At 69.6% G+C, this 18762-nt stretch carries 18 protein-coding genes; 3 read left to right on the plus strand and 15 right to left on the minus strand.

From position 1 onward, the window contains the following. Positions 1–129 precede the first annotated feature (129 nt). From LWW96_RS12330 to hemC, 7 genes are all read right to left on the minus strand, one after another. A complete protein-coding gene (locus LWW96_RS12330) occupies positions 130–708 on the minus strand; it encodes a YceI family protein (RefSeq protein ID WP_291487391.1) in 579 nt (192 codons plus the stop codon). A gap of 134 nt (positions 709–842) precedes the next feature. Beyond that, the gene (locus LWW96_RS12335) at positions 843–1418 is read right to left on the minus strand and encodes a YceI family protein (protein ID WP_291487393.1); all 576 of its coding nucleotides are present in this window, start codon (positions 1416–1418) and stop codon (positions 843–845) included. A gap of 147 nt (positions 1419–1565) precedes the next feature. After that, complete coding sequence (locus LWW96_RS12340; RefSeq protein ID WP_291487395.1) at positions 1566–2147, minus strand: cytochrome b; 582 nt, start codon at positions 2145–2147, stop codon at positions 1566–1568. Between the two features lie 291 nt (positions 2148–2438). Continuing rightward, complete coding sequence (locus tag LWW96_RS12345) at positions 2439–3716, minus strand: heme biosynthesis HemY N-terminal domain-containing protein (RefSeq protein ID WP_291487397.1); 1278 nt, start codon at positions 3714–3716, stop codon at positions 2439–2441. A 13-nt stretch (positions 3717–3729) separates the two neighbouring features. After that, positions 3730–4839 (minus strand): uroporphyrinogen-III C-methyltransferase, encoded by a 1110-nt coding sequence (locus tag LWW96_RS12350; protein ID WP_291487399.1) that lies wholly within the window; start codon positions 4837–4839, stop codon positions 3730–3732. Beyond that, positions 4836–5648: a uroporphyrinogen-III synthase gene (locus LWW96_RS12355; RefSeq protein WP_291487401.1), complete on the minus strand. Its 813-nt coding sequence runs from the start codon at positions 5646–5648 to the stop codon at positions 4836–4838. Before LWW96_RS12355 ends, LWW96_RS12350 begins: the two co-directional genes overlap by 4 nt. Positions 5649–5672: 24 nt before the next feature. Next, positions 5673–6626 carry a hydroxymethylbilane synthase gene (gene hemC, locus LWW96_RS12360; RefSeq protein WP_291487403.1) on the minus strand — a complete coding sequence of 318 codons (954 nt, stop codon included), beginning with the start codon at positions 6624–6626 and terminating at the stop codon, positions 5673–5675. 137 nt (positions 6627–6763) lie between these two features. Here hemC and ppc point away from each other — a divergent pair, with 137 nt between their 5' ends. Beyond that, entirely contained in the window at positions 6764–9553 is a 2790-nt protein-coding gene (gene ppc / locus LWW96_RS12365) for a phosphoenolpyruvate carboxylase (RefSeq protein WP_291487405.1), read from the plus strand. Between the two features lie 93 nt (positions 9554–9646). On the opposite strand, the gene LWW96_RS12370 is transcribed toward ppc, so the two are convergent. From LWW96_RS12370 to LWW96_RS12380, 3 genes are all read right to left on the minus strand, one after another. Beyond that, positions 9647–10075 (minus strand): hypothetical protein, encoded by a 429-nt coding sequence (locus LWW96_RS12370; RefSeq protein WP_291487407.1) that lies wholly within the window; start codon positions 10073–10075, stop codon positions 9647–9649. 104 nt (positions 10076–10179) lie between these two features. Then, the gene (locus LWW96_RS12375; protein WP_291487409.1) at positions 10180–11550 is read right to left on the minus strand and encodes an AI-2E family transporter; all 1371 of its coding nucleotides are present in this window, start codon (positions 11548–11550) and stop codon (positions 10180–10182) included. A gap of 166 nt (positions 11551–11716) precedes the next feature. Further along, positions 11717–12952, minus strand: coding sequence for a spherulation-specific family 4 protein (locus LWW96_RS12380; protein ID WP_291487411.1), 1236 nt, complete (start codon positions 12950–12952; stop codon positions 11717–11719). Positions 12953–13095: 143 nt separating this feature from the next. Here LWW96_RS12380 and LWW96_RS12385 point away from each other — a divergent pair, with 143 nt between their 5' ends. Then, on the plus strand, positions 13096–13842 hold the full coding sequence (locus tag LWW96_RS12385; protein ID WP_291487414.1) for a hypothetical protein: 747 nt from the start codon (positions 13096–13098) through the stop codon (positions 13840–13842). After that, the gene (locus LWW96_RS12390) at positions 13839–14435 is read left to right on the plus strand and encodes a FlgO family outer membrane protein (RefSeq protein WP_291487415.1); all 597 of its coding nucleotides are present in this window, start codon (positions 13839–13841) and stop codon (positions 14433–14435) included. Before LWW96_RS12385 ends, LWW96_RS12390 begins: the two co-directional genes overlap by 4 nt. A 201-nt stretch (positions 14436–14636) precedes the next feature. Here the strand turns inward: LWW96_RS12390 and flhC are convergent, their stop codons facing one another. From flhC to LWW96_RS12415, 5 genes are all read right to left on the minus strand, one after another. Then, positions 14637–15209, minus strand: a complete 573-nt coding sequence (gene flhC / locus LWW96_RS12395; protein ID WP_291487417.1) for a flagellar transcriptional regulator FlhC — start codon at positions 15207–15209, stop codon at positions 14637–14639. A gap of 62 nt (positions 15210–15271) precedes the next feature. Beyond that, complete coding sequence (flhD, locus tag LWW96_RS12400; RefSeq protein ID WP_056166924.1) at positions 15272–15598, minus strand: flagellar transcriptional regulator FlhD; 327 nt, start codon at positions 15596–15598, stop codon at positions 15272–15274. Between the two features lie 350 nt (positions 15599–15948). Next, the gene (locus LWW96_RS12405) at positions 15949–16854 is read right to left on the minus strand and encodes a sulfurtransferase (protein WP_291487422.1); all 906 of its coding nucleotides are present in this window, start codon (positions 16852–16854) and stop codon (positions 15949–15951) included. A 106-nt stretch (positions 16855–16960) separates the two neighbouring features. Next, a complete protein-coding gene (locus tag LWW96_RS12410) occupies positions 16961–17872 on the minus strand; it encodes a DMT family transporter (RefSeq protein WP_291487424.1) in 912 nt (303 codons plus the stop codon). A gap of 299 nt (positions 17873–18171) precedes the next feature. Then, a partial coding sequence (locus tag LWW96_RS12415; protein WP_291487426.1) for an RHO alpha subunit C-terminal catalytic domain-containing protein occupies positions 18172–18762 on the minus strand: 591 nt, incomplete at its 5' end.

An 18762-nucleotide genomic window follows, 5' to 3' on the forward strand; every position in this document is an offset into this window, starting at 1 on the left:
CCCTGGCGGAGAGGCCCGGCGCGCTCGGCCCGGCAAAAACAAAGCCGCCCGCTGCGCCAGGGCAGGGGCGGCTGAGTGCCGTGGGCCGGCCCAGCGATGGGCGGCCGCCAGCGGTCTGGCACCGATGGCTTACTGCTTCACGGCTTCCACCTGGACCACCAGGCGCACGTTCTTGGGGAAGCCCCATTCCACGCCGTAGTTCATGCCCCACTGGGTGCGGTCGATGGTGGCCTCAAAATCGCCGCCGCAGACTTCGCGCTTGAGCATGGGGCTGTCGTAGCAGTTGAACTGCGTGGCCTTGAGCGTGACGGGGGCGGTCTTGCCCAGCAGCGTGAGCTGGCCGGCCACTTCGCTCACCTTGTCGCCGTTGAACACGAGCTTGTCCGAGACGAACTTGATGGTGGGGTACTTGGCGGCGTCGAACAGGTCGGCGCTTTGCAGGTGCTTGTCGAAGGCGGGCGTGCCGGAGTTCACCGAAGTCGTGTCGATGGAGATCTCCACCTTGCCCGTCTTGGCCGCGCGGTCGAACTCCACGGCGCCTTGCTTCTTGTCGAAGCGGGCACGGTTCGTGGTCGTGCCGAAGTGGCCGATCTCGAAGGTCACGAAGGTGTGCGTGGGATCGATGGCGTAGTTGGCGGCCTGGGCGGCACCGGCGGTCAGGGTGGCGGCGGCTGCCACGGCGAGCAGGGAGAACAGGGACTTGCGCATGGGTGAAAAACTCCTGGTTGGGGGAAAAAGGAAAAGAGATCAGCGGTTCGGTTCGGGATGGCACGACGATCTGGCGTCGCGCCACCTGGGGCGGCCGCGCAAGGGCCGCCCTGCCGTGAGGGCGGTGCCCTGCGTCAGAGCTTCGGAACCCCGGTGAGTGCGAGCTTGAACTTGACCGTCACGTCATCGGCCACCATCGAGGTGTCGGCCCATTCGTTCTCGCCAATCTTGAAGGCCAGCCGCTTGATCGGCAGCGTGCCCGTGGCCGTGGTGGTGGCGCCGCTCTGGGCCAGCGCCACCGGCACCACGACGTTCTGGGTGTTGCCCTTGATGGTGAGCTTGCCCGCCACCTCGAACTTGCCGCCGCCCAGCGCCTTGATGCTGGACGACTCGAACTGGGCCTGCGGAAACTTCGGCACGTTGAACCAGGCGGGCTTGGGCAGTTCGGCGTCGGTTTCGCGCGATCCCAGCGTGGCGCTGCCGGTGTCCACGGTGAAGGTGATCTTGCTGGTGGCCAGCTTGGCCGGGTCGAACGCCACCTGGGCGCTGAACTTGGAAAAGTGCCCATCCAGCGGCACGCCCATCTGGCGCGCGGTGAACTGCACCTCGCTCTGGGCGGGCACCAGCTGTTGCTGGGCCATGGCCGCCTGGGCGCTCAGGGCCACGGCGGCCACCAGCAGGGTGCGGGACAGGGGGGTAGACAGGTTCATGCAAAAACTCCGTTCAAAAGACTGAAAGCGAAAGCCGTCATCAGCGTCAGCGGTCCCAGGCCCGGCGCACGCAGCGCCTGAAGCTGACGGGGCCGATGCACCACGGTGCGAAGGCGCATGGCGGCTCGGGAGGGGGCGGCTTTGCGGCTACGGCAGCATGCGTGCCACCAGCCCGTCGCGGTCCACCCACTGGTGCTTGAGCGCGCCGGCGATGTGCAGCAGCACCAGGCCTGCCATGGCAAACGCCGTGATCTCATGCCAGGGCTTGATGGCTTCGGCCAGGGCCTTGCTGACCGGCACGAAGTCCGGCAGCTGCCACAGGCCCAGGAAGACGATGGGAAACCCGGCCGCCGAGCTGTAGGCCCAGCCGATGAGGGGCACGGCAAAGAACAGCACGTACAGCAGCCCGTGGGTGGCGTGGTGCGCCAGCTTCTGCCAGGCCGGCATGGCCCGCTCGATGGCGGGTGGCAGGGCGGGGGGGCGGTGCGTGACGCGCCACAGCAGGCGCAGCGCGGACAGGGCGAGCAGCGTGACGCCCGCCCATTTGTGCCAGTTGTAGAGCTTGAGCCGCTGCGGTGAGAAAGGAAGGTCGGCCATGTACACGCCAACGGCAAAGATGCCCACCAGGGCCAGGCCGAGCACCCAGTGCAGCAGCATGGCGGTGCGGGTGTAGCGACGGGCCGGGGTGTCGGCGGTGGGTGTGGCGGGAAGGGGAACGAAGGCGGTCATGGGCAGTGCGGGGCATCAGGGGCGGGCCATGCAGGCGTCCGCCACGGCTGCAGTGCAGTGTAGAAAGCGCAGGACGGCCGGCGTTTCAGGCAGATTGATGCCATGATTCAAAAATGTTGAATCGATAGCGGGTGGCCGCTCAAAGTTCCCCAACGATGGGGCGTTTTTTGTGGCGGGCGGGCGGCTCCAGGGGGCCGATGGAGACGCAACCCGCGTTGCGGGGGAGGCAGACGGCGGGCAGACCACCCAGCCGGCGGGCGGTGGCCGGGCAAGGCCGGCCCGGGCGGACCGTTACTGCCCGAGGGCAGCCTTCTTCCAGGCGTCGGCGGCGGTGGGGGTGTCGCCGCGTTGCTCGGCCAGTTCGGCGAGGTGGCGCCAGGCGCTGGCGCGCAGGCCGGTGTCGGACAGCTGCAGGGCGGCCTGTGTCAACAATTGTTGTGCCTTGCCCCACAGCTGGCGCTTGAGGCAGGCCATGCCCGCCAGGTACTGCAGGCGCGCGTCGCGCGGGTTGCCCTGCTGGGCGGATTCAATGCGGGCCAGCCAGGCGGCATCCACCGCGTCCAGCCCGGCCTCCAGGGCGCGCACCAGCTTCAGGGCGTGGTGCTCGGCCAGCAGGTCGGGCATGTCGACCAGGCGCTCCCACACCGGCAGCAGCCAGGCCCGCACCTGGGTGGCGTCTCCACCCAACGCGGCCAGCCGCTGTGCCGCGTGGATCGCCAGCTCGGGCATGTTGCGCTCGGCTGGCTCCAGGGCCAGCCAGATCTGCTGCAGCTGGGCCGTGTCGTGCGCATTGTTGATCAGCTCGGAGGCCAAGCCGCGCACGATGCTCTGGGCGGCTGCCGCAGAAAACGCGCGGTGCTTGCCCAGCAGGCGGGCCGTGTCCAGGGCCTCCTGCGTCTGGTGGCCCAGCCGGGTGGCCTTGAGCTTGATGCGCAGGGCCAGCGTGCGCCGGGCGGCGCCTTGCGGCAGGGCCGCCAGACGGTCCAGGGCCGCGGCCGCGTCGCGGTCGTCCAGCGACCAGCGCGCCGCGCGCATCTGCGCGCCTTCGCGCAGTTCCTGTTCGCTGACCGTGCCGCGGGCGGGGGCCTCCGAAAGCGCCTCGTTCAGATGGGTTTCCCGGGTGGCGCGGTCCTGCAGGGCATGCGAGGCCTCGGCCGCGATCATGTGGGACAGGGCGCGCAGCTGCCGCCCGTGGGGCACGCCCTCGCCCGCGGCTTCCAGCGCTTGCTCCTGGGACAGCGCCGCCTCGGCCGACTTGCGCGAGCGGATGAAGCGCCCGCCCAGCATGTGGGTCAGGGCATCCATCAGGGCCGCATGCATGGCGCGCTCCTTTTGCTGCTGGCGCCAGCGGCGCGCCTGGCGCGGCAGTTCCAGCAAGGCCGCCAGCGCGCGCAGCGCGGCGTGCAGCGTGACGAAGCCGCCCACCAGCAGCAGCACCACCATGTTCAGCGACAGGTCGATGCGGTAGGGCGGCCAGTAGAGGGTGACGGTGCCCTGGTTGTTGCCCGCAAACAGCGCGGCCGCCACGGCCACGCCAAACAACGCCAAGAGCCAAAGTGCAGCGCGCATGGTGCCTCGGCCTTCAGCGGCCCGCGGCCGCAGTGGCCAGGGCAGACAAGGTTTCATCCAGGCGCGGCAGCTCGGCGGTCTTCATGTGGGCCTGGGCCTGCTGCAGCATGCTGGCGGCGTTCTGGGTGCGGCGCGATGCCGGGTCGAAGTACTTGTTCAGGGCGGCCGTGGCGGCGCCCAGGTCGGCACGGGCGGATTCGAACTGGCGGGCCAGCACGCCCAGGCGCGCGTTGAGCAGCTTGAGCTTGAGGTTCTCGCGCAGGAAGAAGGTCTGGTCGGGCGCCAGCAGAATGGCCTCGGGCTGGTCGATGCGGCTGACCCGCACCAGGTTGCGGGCCTCGTCGCGCACCACCTCCCAGCCGCGTTGCAGCGCCGCCTGCCACCAGGCCAGGCCTTCGGCGGGGGCGGGCGCACCGCCCGGGGCGGCAGGGGCTGCGGCGAGGCGGCGCGTGGCCGCGGCCTGGGCCACGGCATTCACCACGGGCAGCTCGTCCACCTGGCGGACCAGGTCGTCCAGGCGGGCCAGCAGCCCGGCCGTGTCAGTGACCGTGGCGCGGGTCAGCCGGTCCAGGTCGCGGCCAATGGCGCGCTGCACCGGCGCCAGCCGGGGCTGGGCGGCGCGTTCGATGCGCTGGTTGGCGCTCTTGAGCGCAGCCACCAGCGGCTCCAGGCTGCCGGTGAGCTGGGCCTGCTGCTGTGCCAGGCGCACGGCGGATTCAATGTCCACCACCAGGTTCTCGTCGCGCGAACGCGACAGGCTTTGCATGAGCTCTTCCAGCTGGCTGCGCTGCAGCGCGACCTCGCTCACCCGGGCCTCGGCCACGGACAGGCGGGCGGCCGTCTCCCGAACCAGTTCTTCGGCCTGGCGGGCCATGGCCCGGGCTTCGATGGCCTGGGCGCCGGTGTCGGCCGATTGCCGCGCGAGCTGTTCCTGGATGGTGCCGAGCTTGTGCCACAGCAGCCCGCTGCTGGCGAGCGCGGCGGCGGCCACGGCGCCCAGCACCAGCGTCAGGCCGCGGCCGCCGCCGGCACCACGGGCCGCCGGCGCTGCGGCTGCCTCGGAGGCAGCACCGGGGGCGGCGGCGGAAGCGGGGGGCAGGTCGTTGGCAGGCGCAGAACTCATGCGCCCGATTCTATCGAGGCCACCACGTCGTCCAGCGCGGGGCGGCATTCCCGCACGTCCCCGAACCCGGCGGCGCGCGCCGCTTCAGCGATGCGCGGGTGCGTGGCCAGCGCATGGGCGCGCCCCCAGTCCTGGCCGGGCAGAGCCTCTGCCAGGTGGGCAACAGCTTCCGAGCTGCTCAGCAGCCAGAGGGAGCCGTCGCGCGCCGCCTGTTGCGCCAGCGCCACCTCGTCGGCACGCCAGCGCGGTGCGCCGCGTTGGTACGCCGCCACAAACTCCGCCTGCCCGCCGGCGGCCTCGATCTGCCGCGCCAGCCAGTCGCGGCCGGTGCCCTGGGCCGGGCCGGGTTCGGTGCCGGAGCTGCCGCGCACGATCAGCACCCGGTCGCCGGGCTGCACCTGCGCGCCCACCTGGCGCCACAGGGCTTCCGAGTCAAACTGCGGCGCGTCCGGCGCCGGGCTGTCGATGCGGTCTGCCGGCACCCCGGCTTGCTCCAAGGCACGCGCGGTGCCGGGGCCCGGCGCCCATGCTCTTGTTTTGATAGCTGCTTGCGCTTTACCCATAAGCGCTGGAGCCGGATTTTCTTCAAAAAAATGGAGCGCCGCGTTGCCGCTGACAAACATCACCGCCCGGTACGCGTCCAGCCGGGCGCGGGCCTGGGCCAGGGCCGCTTGCGCCGCGGGATCGGAGCAGGGACCGATGGCAATGAGCGGCAGCGCCACGGCGTGCAGGCCGCGCGCACGCAGCTGCTGCACCCAGGGGGCGGCCTCGCGTTCGGGCCGCGTGACGATCACGCGGGGCAGGGGCATGGCAACCAGGCCCGGGGGCGGGTTTCAGGGTTGCGCGGACCCGGTTGGGCCCACGCCTTGCGCACCGCCATCGCGCAGCTGCCGGGCCACGGCTTCGCCCAGGGCCTCCGCCTGCGCCAGGTTTTGCACGGCGTCGTTGCCCTGTGCACGCACCAGGGGCAGGCGGCCCTGCGGGTCGCCCCAGGCGGCGTGCAGTTGCAGGGCGCCATCGCGCAGCGTGCCGTGAGCGGCCAGCGGCATGGAGCAGCTGCCGCCCATGGCGCGGCTGACGGCGCGCTCGGCCGCCACCGTGAGCCAGGTGGGCGGGTGCGCCAGCGGCGCCAGCGCTTCGATCAGGTCCTGCCGGTCGCTGCGCACCTCAATGCCCAGCGCGCCCTGGCCTGCCGCCGGCAGCATGGAGCCGGACTCGAAGGTCGTGCGGATGCGCGCGCCCAGCCCCAGGCGCTTGAGGCCCGCGGCGGCCAGCACGATGGCGTCGTACTGCCCCTCGTCCAGCTTGCGCAGGCGCGTGTCGAGGTTGCCGCGCAGCGGCTCGATCTTCAGGTCGGGTCGCAGGGCCTGCAGCAGCACCTGGCGGCGCAGGCTGGAGGTGCCGACCACGGCGCCCTGGGGCAGGTCTTCCAGCGCGGCGTAGCGCGGGGACACGAAGGCGTCGCGCGGGTCTTCGCGCTCCATCACGCAGGCCAGGGCAAAGCCCTCGGGCAGCTCCATGGGCACGTCCTTGAGCGAGTGCACGGCGATGTCGGCGCGGCCCTCTTCCAGTGCCACTTCCAGCTCTTTCACGAACAGGCCCTTGCCACCCACCTTGGACAGCGAGCGGTCCAGGATCTGGTCGCCCTGGGTGGTCATGCCCAGCAGCTCCACCGTGTGGCCGCGCGCCTGCAGCAGCGCTTTCACGTGTTCGGCCTGCCACAGCGCCAGCCGGCTTTCGCGGGTGGCGATGACGATGCGCAGGGGGGCGTTTTTTTGCGTGGTCAAGTTCGTAACCTGTTTGTAATCTTTCAGCGGCGGGCGATGCTAGCATGCGCCCGCACTGGGGTTGGTGCGCCCCGGAGGGATGCGAGGGGACGCGCGGGCGCCGTGCCACTTTACCCACCTCCGGAGATCCGCGCACCATGAAACGATCCGACAAGGACCAGCCCCTCATCGACGACATCCGCCTGCTCGGGCGCATTCTGGGCGATGTGATCCGCGAGCAGGAAGGCGTGGCCGCCTATGAACTGGTGGAGCAGGTGCGCAAGCTCTCCGTGGCCTTCCGCCGCGACGCCGACCAGGAGGCCGACCGCGCGCTCAAGAAGCTGCTCAAGTCCCTGTCGGGCGACCAGACGGTGAGCGTGATCCGCGCCTTCACCTACTTCAGCCACCTGGCCAACCTGGCCGAAGACCGCCACCACATCCGCCGCCGCGCCGTGCACGAGCGCGCGGGCGACACGCAAGAGGGCAGCATCGAAGTGGCCCTGTCGCGCCTGCGCTGGGCCGGCATTGCGCCCAAGACCATCTCGCAGACCCTGGCCGGCAGCTACGTGGCCCCCGTGCTCACCGCCCACCCCACCGAGGTGCAGCGCAAGAGCATTCTGGATGCCGAGCGCGACATCGCCCAGCTGCTGGCTGCGCGCGACGACATCCAGGTGCGCGCCCAGCTCTACAACAGCGCCAAGGACGCGCTCACCCCGCGCGAGCTGGCCGCCAACGAGGCGCAGCTGCGCGCCCGCGTGGCCCAGCTGTGGCAGACGCGCCTTTTGCGCTACAGCAAGCTCACCGTGGCCGACGAGATCGAGAACGCGCTGTCGTACTACGAAGCCACCTTCCTGCGCGAGATCCCCAAGATCTACGCCGACCTGGAAACCGAGCTGGGCCAGTACCCCGTGCACAGCTTCTTGCGCATGGGCCAATGGATCGGCGGCGACCGTGACGGCAACCCCAACGTCACTGCGCAGACCCTGCAATACGCCCTGGGCCGCCAGGCCGAAGTGGCCTTGCGCCACTACCTCACCGAAGTCCACTACCTGGGGGGCGAGCTGTCGCTGTCGGCCCGCCTGGTGCAGGTGTCGGCCGAGATGGAAGCCCTGGCCCAGCGCTCCCCTGACACCAGCGAACACCGCGTGGACGAGCCCTACCGCCGCGCCCTGACCGGCATCTATGCGCGCCTGGCCGCATCGCTGAAGGAGCTGACCGGCGGCGAAGCCGCGCGCCATGCCGTGGCCCCGCAAAACGCCTATGCCAGCGCCGAAGAGTTCCTGGCCGACCTGCGCGTGATTGAGGCCTCGCTCAAGTCGCACCACGGCGAGTCGCTGGCGCAAGAGCGCCTGCACCCCCTCATCCGCGCCGTGCAGGTGTTTGGCTTTCACCTGGCCACGGTGGACCTGCGCCAAAGCTCCGACAAGCACGAGGAAGTGGTGAGCGAACTGCTGGCCACCGCACGCATCGAGCCGCACTACGCCGGCCTGCAAGAGGCCGCCAAGCGCGCGCTGCTCATCAAGCTGCTGAACGACGCCCGCCCGCTGCGCGTGGTGGGCGCCGAGTACTCCGCCCACACGCAGGGCGAACTGGCCATCTTCGAGACCGCCCGGGTGATGCGCGAGCGCTTCGGGCACGACGCCATCCGCCATTACATCATCAGCCACACCGAGACGGTGAGCGACCTGCTGGAAGTGCTGCTGCTGCAAAAGGAAGTGGGGCTGCTGACGGGCACGCTGGACGCCCCCGCCAGGAACCACCTCATCGTGGTGCCGCTGTTCGAGACCATCGAAGACCTGCGCAATGCCGCGCCCATCATGCGCGAGTTCTACAGCCTGCCTGGCGTGGCCGCGCTGGTGCAGCGCAGCGGCGGCGAGCAGGACATCATGCTCGGCTACAGCGACAGTAACAAGGACGGCGGCATCTTCACCAGCAACTGGGAGCTGTACCGCGCCGAGATCGCGCTGGTGGAGCTGTTTGACGAACTCGCCACCCTGCACGGCATCCAGCTGCGCATGTTCCACGGCCGCGGCGGCACCGTGGGCCGCGGCGGTGGCCCCAGCTACCAGGCCATCCTGGCCCAGCCGCCCGGCACCGTGCGCGGCCAGATCCGCCTGACGGAGCAGGGCGAAGTCATCGCATCCAAATACGCCAACCCCGAGATCGGCCGCCGCAACCTCGAAACCCTGGTCGCCGCCACGCTCGAGGCCACGCTGCTGCAGCCCACCAAGCCCGCCACCAAGGCTTTTCTGGACGCCGCGGCGCAGCTCTCGCAGGCCAGCATGGGCGCCTACCGCGCGCTGGTGTACGAGACGCCCGGCTTCACCGACTACTTCTTCAGCGCCACCCCCATCCGCGAGATCGCCGAACTGAACATCGGCTCGCGCCCCGCCAGCCGCAAGGCCAGCCAGAAGATCGAAGACCTGCGCGCCATTCCCTGGGGCTTCAGCTGGGGCCAGTGCCGCCTCACGCTGCCCGGCTGGTTCGGCTTTGGCGCGGCCGTGGAGACGTTCATCAACACCGAGGGCAAGGACCCCAAGGCCCAGCTCGCCCTGCTGCAGAAGATGTACCGCCAATGGCCCTTCTTCCGCACCCTGCTGTCCAACATGGACATGGTGCTGGCCAAGAGCGACCTGGCCCTGGCCTCACGCTACAGCGAACTGGTGACGGACACCCGCCTGCGCAAGAAGGTTTTCACCGCCATCGAGGCCGAATGGCACCGCACCGCCGACGCTCTGACCCGCATCACGGGCGACAAGCAGCGCCTGGCGCACAACACGGCGCTGGCCCGCTCCATCAAGCACCGCTTTCCCTACATTGACCCGCTGCACCACCTGCAGGTGGAGCTGGTGCGCCGCTGGCGCGCGGGGCAGGGGGATGAGCGGGTGCAGACCGGGATTCATATTTCGATCAACGGGATTGCGGCGGGGTTGCGGAATACCGGTTGATTGAGGTGCGCGCAAAAGGAGTGCCATGGCACCCTTTGGCGCTGCGCGGAGCCAGGAGTGGCGCGCAGCGCGGCGCCCGCCTGAGCCCTTGGTCTAGGGCTGCTCGCTCTCCAGGGACTCCAGGGTGGCCTGCGCATGGGGGTAGCCGTTGTCCCTGGCCTTCCTGGCCCAATAGATGGCTTTGGGGTAGTTGTTCTCGTGGCGGTAGATCTGGGCCAGGTTGTATTGCGAAAACGCGTGGCCCAGTTCGCCGGCCCTCAACAGCCACTCCCGCGCCTGCTTCGGGTCGTTGGCGGTGGTACGGTAGTACGAATACACGTTGAAGGCGGCCCTGCCGTCACCGTTTCTGGCCAGGGCCTGCTGGCGCGCCAGTTCGGTTGCCGACAGGGTGGGAATGCCGGCGACGAACACCTCGGGGTCGTGCCGGACGCCCGTCTCTGGCGCCGGGCTCGGAAAATGGGGAATAGAGGTGCACGAGACCATGCTCCACGCGGCAAGTGATGCGATCAGGAGGGGTCTCATGACTTCTCGGGGGGCTGCTGGACCATGGGCCAGTCTACCCCTCTGAGGGAGTGCCGCAGAGGTCGTCGCACCCGGCGTGGACAGGCCTGCGCCGGTCGGTGGCTTCAATCCCCCAGCAGTTCGCCCACCGCCTTCAGGTCTTCCACGCGGTCGCAGATGGCCTTCACCGCCATCATGACGGGGATGCCCAGCAGCAGGCCCCACAGGCCCCACAGCCAGCCCCAGGCGAGCACGCTGACGAACACGGCCACCGGGCTCATGCTGCTGGTGCGGCTGGTGAGCCAGGGGGTGAGCAGGTTGCCCACCAGGGTGTGGATGACCAGCGATGCCCCGCCGATGGCCAGGGCCATGTCCAGCGTGCCGAACTGCAGGAAGGCCACCAGGGCCGAGGCGCCGGTGACGATGGCAGAGCCGATGTACGGCGCCAGGTTCAGCACCCCCGCGGCCACGCCCCATACGGCGGCGTTCTGCAGGCCCAGGGCCCAATAGGCTGCGCCGGTGGCCACGCCCACCAGCACGCTGGTGAGCACCTGCACCAGCAGGTAGCGCTGGATGTTGTTGGTGATGTCTTCCAGCACGTGGATGGTGACCTTGCGCCGCTCCAGGCTGGTGCCGGCGATGCGCAGCAGCTTGTCGCGGAACAGGTTGCCCGAGGCCAGGGCAAAGAAGGTCAGGAACACCACCACGGTGAGCTGCCCCAAGGCGGACATGAGGCCCATGGTGCCGCTCCACAGGTAGTCGCGGATGTTGAAGGGCGGGCGCTCGACCACCACGCGCTGCACGCCGCGCCGGGTGGGGCTGGCGGCGGTGTTCTCGTTGGCGGCCTGCTCGATCTGGCTGGCAGCTTTCTGCACCGTGTCCAGCGGGCTGGCCGCGCCCGTGCGGGCGCGCAGGTTGTCGCGCACCTTCTTGGCGGCCATGGGCAGTGAGTCCACGAGCTGCGAGGCCCCGTCGCTCAGCGACCAGGCCGCGCTGGCCAGGCCGACCACGATGGCGATGAGCAGCACGCCCGCGCCCAGCCAGCGCGGCACATGGCAGCGCCGCAGCAGCTCCACGATGGGGCGCAGGGCGGTGGTGAGCAGCAGGCTGAGCATGATGGGGATGAACACGGCGCTGGCCCAGTGCAGCAGGGCCACGCCCGCGAACAAGGCCAGCAGTGCCAGGGAGAGGTTGCGCACGTCCACGGGCATGTGGAGCATGAGCGGGCCGTTGAAGGGCGCGTTGGCCGCGGGGGCGCTGCCATGCGGGTGCGCGGGGGCGGGCGGGTTTCCGGAGCTGCCGGGATCCCCCGGGGCGGGCCGGGTGGCGGCGGCTTCGGCAGCGTCGGCGGCCAGGCCTGCCGCAGAGGCGGCGGGCGCGGCGGGCGCCGCAGGGGCCAGGGACGGGCGGGCGCTGGTGTCTGCAGCCGCGCCGTCTGGCCGGGGCGGCTCGGCGGTGGGGGCGGGCGGGGGCGCGGGGGTGGGCTCGGGCATCATGCGCCGATTGTGATGGGATTGGCCCCCGCCCGCGTGTAGGTCGGTCGGGCCTGCCGCGTGTCGGCGCAAGGAGGGGCGGGGCCATCGGCCCGGGCCGCCGCCGGGTGCCGCAGGGGGCGTGCGGGTGGTGCCAGCGTGGCGAGGCGCGGGGCCCCGCCCGGCGGCATCAGCACATCGGCAGCGGGCGCTGCGTGTTGAGAGCGTCCACCGTGCCCAGCAGCTGCGGCCAGTAGGTGGGCAGCGAGGACCACGAGGCGCCGACGGCCAGGTTGGTGGCGTAGACCAGCCCGGTGTTCAGGCGGGGGCGGTTGGCGTGCTTGACGGCGGACTGCATGTCCGTGCAGGTGCTGGCGGTGTGCACCAGCATGCCCTGGGCGGTGTTGTCCTTGGCGTAGACCCAGGTGCTGGCAGGCTGGGGGTCGACGGCCTGGTAGGCGGCGGCATTGCCGGCATAGGTGACCAGGGTGTCGGCCACGCCTGCGTAGGCGGCCACGGGGTAGGTGCCGGGGTTGCCGATCACCGTGGGGGCGTTGGGCGGGGTGGCGGCCTTGCTCATGCCCGAGGCCAGGGCCTTGACGTAGTTGTAGATGTCCTGAAAGTACGCCAGCCGCGCGCTGTCGGTGGCCATGCCGTCCAGGAAGAAGCCGTCGAGCTGGTCGGGGTACAGGCGGATGTAGTTGTCGATGGTGGCCTTCACGTCGGCCACCGAGCGCGAACCACCGCTGCCTGACGTGGCCACGTAGCCGATGACCTTGTTGGTGGTGCCGGCCACGGCCTTGAAGTCCTGGATGGCCTTGAGCAGGTCGCTGTCGGCCTTGGAGGTGGCGGTGAGCACACCGTCGCTGGCGCTGGCCACGGCGGTGATCTGCACGTCCGGATAGCTGGCTGCGCCGCTGGTGAGCGTGGCCCACGGCGACGACGTGCCGCTGGCGCTGAAGTACGCGGGCACCAGCACCTGCAGGTTCTTGTGCGTGGGCCGCACGTAGTAGGTGAGGCTGTCGCCGGCCGTGTTGGCGCTGCTGGTGGCCGTGGCGCTGACCTGGAAGGTGGCGCTGGGCGGCAGGCTGCTCACCGTGAGCGTGGAGCTGGCTACGCCGGCGACCGTGGTGGGCGCCACGGGCGACAGCGTGGCTGCCGCGGCGGGGCTGACGGTGAAGGTGGCCACGGTGCCATTGGGGGCGGCGCTGCCGTTGACCGCGACATTGGCGGCCAGCGGCTCGGAGGCCCCAGGCTCCAGCACGTTCTCGGTGGGCTGCACGAAATGCAGCGCAATGGGCGCCGAGGCGGGCGGTGGCGGAGGCGGAGCGCTGGAGTGGTTGTCCGTTGCGCCGCCGCAGCCCGCCAGAGCCGCGGTCAGCGCCATCAGGGACGCAAGGTGGAGGTTGCTGGTCGTGGTGCGCATGGTGGTCGCGGAAGGTGGGATGGAAATGCGCTGATTGTGAAGGCTTGCCCCGGCGCTTCCAAGGGCCGAAAGCGCGGCTTTGCACCGGAAAGACGGCCCTGTTGCGCCGATTGCGGCGGCCCGGCGCCGATACCATGGCCCACATGCCATCCCTCCTCCACCGCATTGCGGCCGCCGCCGCTGCAGCCGCCCTGCTGGGCGCCGCGACGCTGCTGGCCGGCTGCGGCACGCTGGACGTGCCACGCGCCGACAACTACCCCGCCACCGGCCAGAAAAAGGCCCGTGCCGTGCACCATTGGGATGTGCTGGCCGGCGACGTGGCCGGCCGCGTGGCGGAAAAGATCGCCTCCTGGCCCGAGGGCGAGTACCCGCTGTATGTCACCGTGCCGGACAACTCCAGCTTCAACCAGGGTTTTCTCAAGCTGCTCAAGGTGCACCTGCTGAACCGGGGTGTGGCCGTGTCCACGGTGCCCACGGCGGTGGAGCTGGAAGTGCAGACGCAGCTGGTGCAGCACGAATCCGGCTCCCCGCGCGGCTTGCCCGTGCCCATGGCCGGCACCATCATCGGCACCGGCGTGGGGGTGTGGCGCGACTGGGCGGTGCATTATTCCGACCGCACCCTGCTGCCCGGCGTGGCCACGGCCCTCGGCGTGGGTGCCGGGGTGGCGCTGGACATGGCCCAGCTCTACACCCAGGGCGCCGCCGCGGGCGGGCCCACGCGCACCGAGGTGCTGATCACTTCCACGCTCAAGTCGCACGACCGGTACCTTGCCGGCACGGCCGACCTGTACTACATCGAGCGGGCCGATGCGGTGCTCTACCAGCCCGCGCTGCCGCCCGCACCAGCCCCGGCAACGCCCGTGAAGACGTGGCGGGTAGTGGCGCCATGAAGACGACGGCAGTGAAGCACGCACCGCGCATGGGCGCGCTGCGAACCAGCGTCTGCTGGGCGGGTGCGGCGCTGGCGCTGGCAGCCCTGTCGGGCTGCGAGACCGTCAGCCCCATGCACAGCTACTACTACGGCGAGCGGCCCGGCGCATCGAGCAGCAACCTCATCGAGGTGAACGAGCGTGCCGCCGACGCGCTGCTGCAGACCGCGCCGCTGGATGCCAGCAAGGCGGTACTGGTGGCCACGCTGGTCCCTGTGGACCGGCTGGCCGAATCGTCGCGGCTGGGGCGGATGTTCTCCGAGCAGATCGCCGCCCGCCTGGTGCAGCGCGGCCTGCGCGTGACCGAGGTGAAGCTGCGCGACAGCCTGCTGCTGGCGCGCGACCAGGGCGAGCTGCTGCTCTCGCGCGAGGTGCGCGAAGTGAGCCAGGCGCAGGAGGCGCAGGCCGTGGTGGTGGGCACCTATGCCGTGTCCAGCACGGTGGTGTACATCAACCTCAAGCTGGTGAACCCCGTGGGCAACACCGTGGTGGCGGCGCACAACTATGCGGTGCCCATGGATGACAACGTGCGGGCGTTGCTGGCGGGAAGATAGGTGGCATCCCCCTGAGCGGCTTCGCCGCTTCCCCCTTCTCTCGAACTGCTGCGCAGTTCGGGAAGGGGGACGCCGCCAGCGCGGCGGGGCGGCCCTTGCGCGGCGGCCTTGGCAGGGCGTCGTCCATTTTTTGGGGTCGGGATGGAACAGGCTCTCACGCCCATCCGGTGGGCGCAAGAAGCTATCAAATTGATAGCTAAATCAGTGCAGCATCAGTGCGCCGGCGGTCTTGCTCTTGCCGGCCCGTGCGGGCGGGTTGCACAGGCCGCAGGTGTAGTGGCGGTTCTCGTACAGCTCGGTCACGAACTGGCCGCCGCACTGGCTGCACTTGGTGCGCGTGAGCATGCCTGCGTCCACGAACTTGACCAGGCGCCACGCGCGGGTGAAGGACAGCAGCGGTTCGATCTCGGCAGTGGTCACCTGTTCGGTGTACAGGCGGTAGGCCTTGGTCAGCAGTTCCACCGAGTCCAGGTCCACGCCCTTGGACAGGTACTCGTAGATGTTCAGGAACAGCGAGCTGTGGATGTTCTCCTGCCAGGTCAGGAACCAGTCGGTGGAGAAGGGCAGTTGCCCCTTGGACGGCGACTTGCCGGCGATTTCCTTGTACAGGCGGATCAGCCGCTCGTACGACAGCGTGGTCTCCGATTCCAGCACCTGCATGCGGGCACCCATCTGGATCAGCATGGCGGCGCGCTCGATCTGCTTGGATTCGTTCAGCACGCTCTTGGCGGGGGCCTTGGGGGTTGCGGCAGCGGTGGTGGTCGTGGAGGACATGGCGGGCTTTCGGCGAAGAAAGGAGACGGAGGCGGGCTACGGGGCGCTGCGGCGGGGCCGGGTCAGAGCACTTCGGAGACGCGGCTGGCCATCAGGATGTTGGCGTGCAGCGTGTTGGTGGCTTCGTTGCCCACCTTCTTGGCCGAGTGGTTGGTGAGCAGGCTCCACACCAGGTTGTCGTCCACGCGGAAGCTGCAAAGAAGGGTGTTGCGGGACGCCAGTTTCATCACTTGCGCCGCCGACAGCGATGCCAGAATGTCGGCAGACTCTTCGTTCATGCCCAGACGGAACACGGCTTCCGCCTTGTCCTGGCGAATCAGGGTCTGGGCCAGCATCAGGTAGGTGAGGTTGGCTTCGCGGATTTCGGCGAGGATTTGTTCGTTGGTCATGGCGGCTTCCTTGGTTTCCAGTTCCGGGTCTTGCGTTGCCTGCGCTGTGCAGGTGTTGCGTGATCCGTTGAAATGGATTGTGAAACCGCCCCAATCGGAAATTAAGTCGGGGTTTGGATGTGCAGCGTGTCTGGTTTTCTGTCCGGCGGTGTAGGAATTTGCCTGACACGCGGATGAGGCGCCGTCCCGCACGCCCCTGTGAAACCGTTGCTGCGCCGCGGGCGGGTGCCCCGCCATTTCTGCTCATGGTTTTGATAGCACCCGCAAAACCCTCTTTTTTGCGGTTTTGCCACGCGGGGGGCCGTGGTGGAGGGCGTGGCAGGGTGGGTTGGGGCTGCGCCCCCGTGGGCTCAGCCTTTTTCGACCGGGCGGGACGGGTCGGAGCACCATTCGCTCCAACTGCCCGCAAACAGGGCGGTAGCGCCCAGCCCGGCGATCTCCATTGCCAGCAGGTTGGGCACCGCGCTCACGCCGCTGCCGCACTGGTGCACCACGGTGGCCGGATCGCGTCCGGCCAGCAGGGCTTCAAACTCCGCCCGCAGCACGGGGGCGGGCTTGAAGCGGCCGTCGGCCGCGATGTTGTCGGCGAAAGGGCGGTTCAGCGCGCCCGGAATGTGGCCTGCCACCGGGTCCATGGGCTCCACCTCGCCGCGGTAGCGGGCGCCGGCGCGCGCGTCGATCACGGTCTGGCCCGGCTGGCCCAGGCCGGCCAGCACATCCTGCACGGTGGCGAGCCGCCGCAGGGGTGCGCCGAGCTGGAAGTTGGACTGGAAGTGCGCCGGCTCCTCGCCGCTGCGCACGGCGCCGCCAGCGGCCTGCCAGGCCTGCAGCCCCCCGTCGAGCACGGCCACGGCATCGTGCCCGGCCCATTGGAGCATCCACCACAGGCGCCCGCAGTAGTTGGCGCCCTGGCGGTCATACACGACGGCCTGCATGCCGTTGGTGAACCCAACGCTGGACAGCCACATGGCGAACCGCTCGCGGCTGGGCAGCGGATGGCGTCCGCCCGATGCGGGCTTGTCGGCCTCCTGGGCGACGAGTGTGCCGCTGGCGCCCGCAACGCCGTGCCGGGCGCTCAGGTCGTTGTTCAGGTCGGCAAACACCGCGCCGGGGATGTGGGCCTGCGCGTACTGCTGCGCGCCCAGTGACGGCTGGAGCAGGTCGCAGCTGCAGTCAAACACCATCAGCGGCGCGCCGCTGGCCATCAGGGACTGCAGTTCGGTGGCGGAAATGAGGGTGGTGTAGGCGGTGGTCATCGTCGGGGCCTGGTGAGCAGTGGGTGCTGGGGGTGAAGAGTGTTGCGGAGCTCCATTGTGTGCGCTGGTGCCGGCTTGGCTGTAGGCGCAGGCCCGCAAGAAGGTGTCAATGTTCTTCCGCCGGGGTGCCGGGCGCGGCGCGGGCGCGCAGGATGGTGGCCACGATGCCGCTGCCCACGATGAGCGTCATGCCCAGCCACGCGATTGGCGGGAGCTGGTCGCCAAACAGCAGCACGCTGTAGAGGGCGGCGAACACGATGCCCGAGTACTGCAGGTTGGCCACCACCAGGGTGCCGCGCTGCGTCTTGGCGCTGGCGTAGGCGCGCGTCATGCACAGCTGGCCGCCCGCGGCCAGCACGCCGATGGGCAGCAGCCACAGGGCCGGCCAGCCCGGCCAGTCCGACAGCCCGGTGAACAGCAAGGCCCCGCCGCCCGCCACGGCCGAGCCCACCGCAAAGTAGAAAACGGTGCGCGATTCCGGCTCGCCCAGCCGCGACAGCGCCACCACCTGCATGTAGGCAAATGCTGCCGTGAGGCCCGACATGAGTCCGATCATTCCCGCGAAGGCCTGGTGCTGGTCGAGGCTGGGCCGCAGCATGAGCACCACGCCCACGAAGCCGGTCAGCACCGTGAGCACCAGCGGGCCCTGCAGCGCCGGCCGGGGCGCCGCTGCCGAGGGGCGCCAGGCCAGCAGCGTGCCACCCACCAGGAAGGCGGCAATCCACACGCTGCTCATGTAGTTGAGGGTCATCGCCGTGGCCAGCGGCAGGTGCGCAATGGCAAAGAACCACGCCCCTAGCGATACCACGCCCACCAGGCTGCGCCAGGCATGCATGCCCGGGTACTGCGTGGCCAGGGTGATCTTTTGCGAGCGCGCCAGCAGCCACAGGATGGCCATCCCGATCAGGCCGCGGTAGCACACCAGTTCTGCCGAGTTGAAATGGGCCGATGCGATCTTGACGCACACCCCCATGCTGGCAAAAAGGAATGCGGCCAACACCATCCACAGGGCTTGCATCGGGTTGCGGTCTTTCGTGAGGGGGCCGCTGCGCGCGCGCAGGCGCCGGGCGGACGTTGAAAGAAAAATAGCTGCCAGCGCCCATGGGTGGAGCGCTGGCAGCTATTGTAATGAGAGCAGTTAGAGCAATCGCCGCGAATCGCCAGTGTTTACCTTGCTGTTCGAGTGTTCACTGACCGACGGCGCCGGATGCGGGTCGCGGTCCTGAATAACTGGCGCGACCTGAGCCAGTGCCCCCGCGCAAGGGCCGCCCCGCCGCGCTGGGGCGTCCCCCCCAAGGGGGGATGGCGCGAAGCGACTCAGGGGGGATTCCCCATGGTCTCGCGGTACCACTCGTGGAAGTGCTGCATGCCGTCTTCCATGGGGCTCTGGTAGGGGCCGACCTCGTTGTCGCCGCGCTCCAGCAGGGCCTTGCGGCCCGCGTCCATGCGTTCGCCGATCTCGTCGTCCTCGATGCAGGTCTCCATGTAGGCGGCCTGCTGGGCTTCGACGAACTCGCGCTCGAACGCGGTGATTTCCTCGGGGTAGTAGAACTCCACCATGTTCAGCGTCTTGGTGGTGCTGATCGGGTGCAGCGTGGAGACGGTGAGCACGTGCGGGTACCACTCGACCATGATGTGCGGGTAGTAGGTGAGCCAGATCGCGCCCCGCTCGGGCAGCTTGCCGTCGCGGTACTTGAGCAGCACGTCATGCCACTTGCGGTACACATCGGAGCCGGGCTTGCCGAACGTGGAGGCCACGCCCACCGTCTGCACCGAGTAGTGCTTGCTGAATTCCCAGCGCAGGTCGTCGCAGGTGACGAAATTGCCCAAGCCGGGGTGGAACGGGCCGACGTGGTAGTCCTCCAGATAGACCTCGATGAAGGTCTTCCAGTTGTAGTTGCACTCGTG

The organism is Acidovorax sp., from assembly GCF_021287135.1.
In the GTDB taxonomy this organism is placed as follows: domain Bacteria; phylum Pseudomonadota; class Gammaproteobacteria; order Burkholderiales; family Burkholderiaceae_C; genus Acidovorax.

Bases quoted from the DNA above. Each gene is read 5' to 3' on its own strand.
- LWW96_RS12330 (WP_291487391.1), bottom strand. From the start codon at position 708: ATGCGCAAGTCCCTGTTCTCCCTGCTCGCCGTGGCAGCCGCCGCCACC.
- LWW96_RS12335 (WP_291487393.1), bottom strand. From the start codon at position 1,418: ATGAACCTGTCTACCCCCCTGTCCCGCACCCTGCTGGTGGCCGCCGTG.
- LWW96_RS12340 (WP_291487395.1), bottom strand. From the start codon at position 2,147: ATGACCGCCTTCGTTCCCCTTCCCGCCACACCCACCGCCGACACCCCG.
- LWW96_RS12345 (WP_291487397.1), bottom strand. From the start codon at position 3,716: ATGCGCGCTGCACTTTGGCTCTTGGCGTTGTTTGGCGTGGCCGTGGCG.
- LWW96_RS12350 (WP_291487399.1), bottom strand. From the start codon at position 4,839: ATGAGTTCTGCGCCTGCCAACGACCTGCCCCCCGCTTCCGCCGCCGCC.
- LWW96_RS12355 (WP_291487401.1), bottom strand. From the start codon at position 5,648: ATGCCCCTGCCCCGCGTGATCGTCACGCGGCCCGAACGCGAGGCCGCC.
- ppc (WP_291487405.1), top strand. From the start codon at position 6,764: ATGAAACGATCCGACAAGGACCAGCCCCTCATCGACGACATCCGCCTG.
- LWW96_RS12370 (WP_291487407.1), bottom strand. From the start codon at position 10,075: ATGAGACCCCTCCTGATCGCATCACTTGCCGCGTGGAGCATGGTCTCG.
- LWW96_RS12375 (WP_291487409.1), bottom strand. From the start codon at position 11,550: ATGATGCCCGAGCCCACCCCCGCGCCCCCGCCCGCCCCCACCGCCGAG.
- LWW96_RS12380 (WP_291487411.1), bottom strand. From the start codon at position 12,952: ATGCGCACCACGACCAGCAACCTCCACCTTGCGTCCCTGATGGCGCTG.
- LWW96_RS12385 (WP_291487414.1), top strand. From the start codon at position 13,096: ATGCCATCCCTCCTCCACCGCATTGCGGCCGCCGCCGCTGCAGCCGCC.
- LWW96_RS12390 (WP_291487415.1), top strand. From the start codon at position 13,839: ATGAAGACGACGGCAGTGAAGCACGCACCGCGCATGGGCGCGCTGCGA.
- flhC (WP_291487417.1), bottom strand. From the start codon at position 15,209: ATGTCCTCCACGACCACCACCGCTGCCGCAACCCCCAAGGCCCCCGCC.
- flhD (WP_056166924.1), bottom strand. From the start codon at position 15,598: ATGACCAACGAACAAATCCTCGCCGAAATCCGCGAAGCCAACCTCACC.
- LWW96_RS12405 (WP_291487422.1), bottom strand. From the start codon at position 16,854: ATGACCACCGCCTACACCACCCTCATTTCCGCCACCGAACTGCAGTCC.
- LWW96_RS12410 (WP_291487424.1), bottom strand. From the start codon at position 17,872: ATGCAAGCCCTGTGGATGGTGTTGGCCGCATTCCTTTTTGCCAGCATG.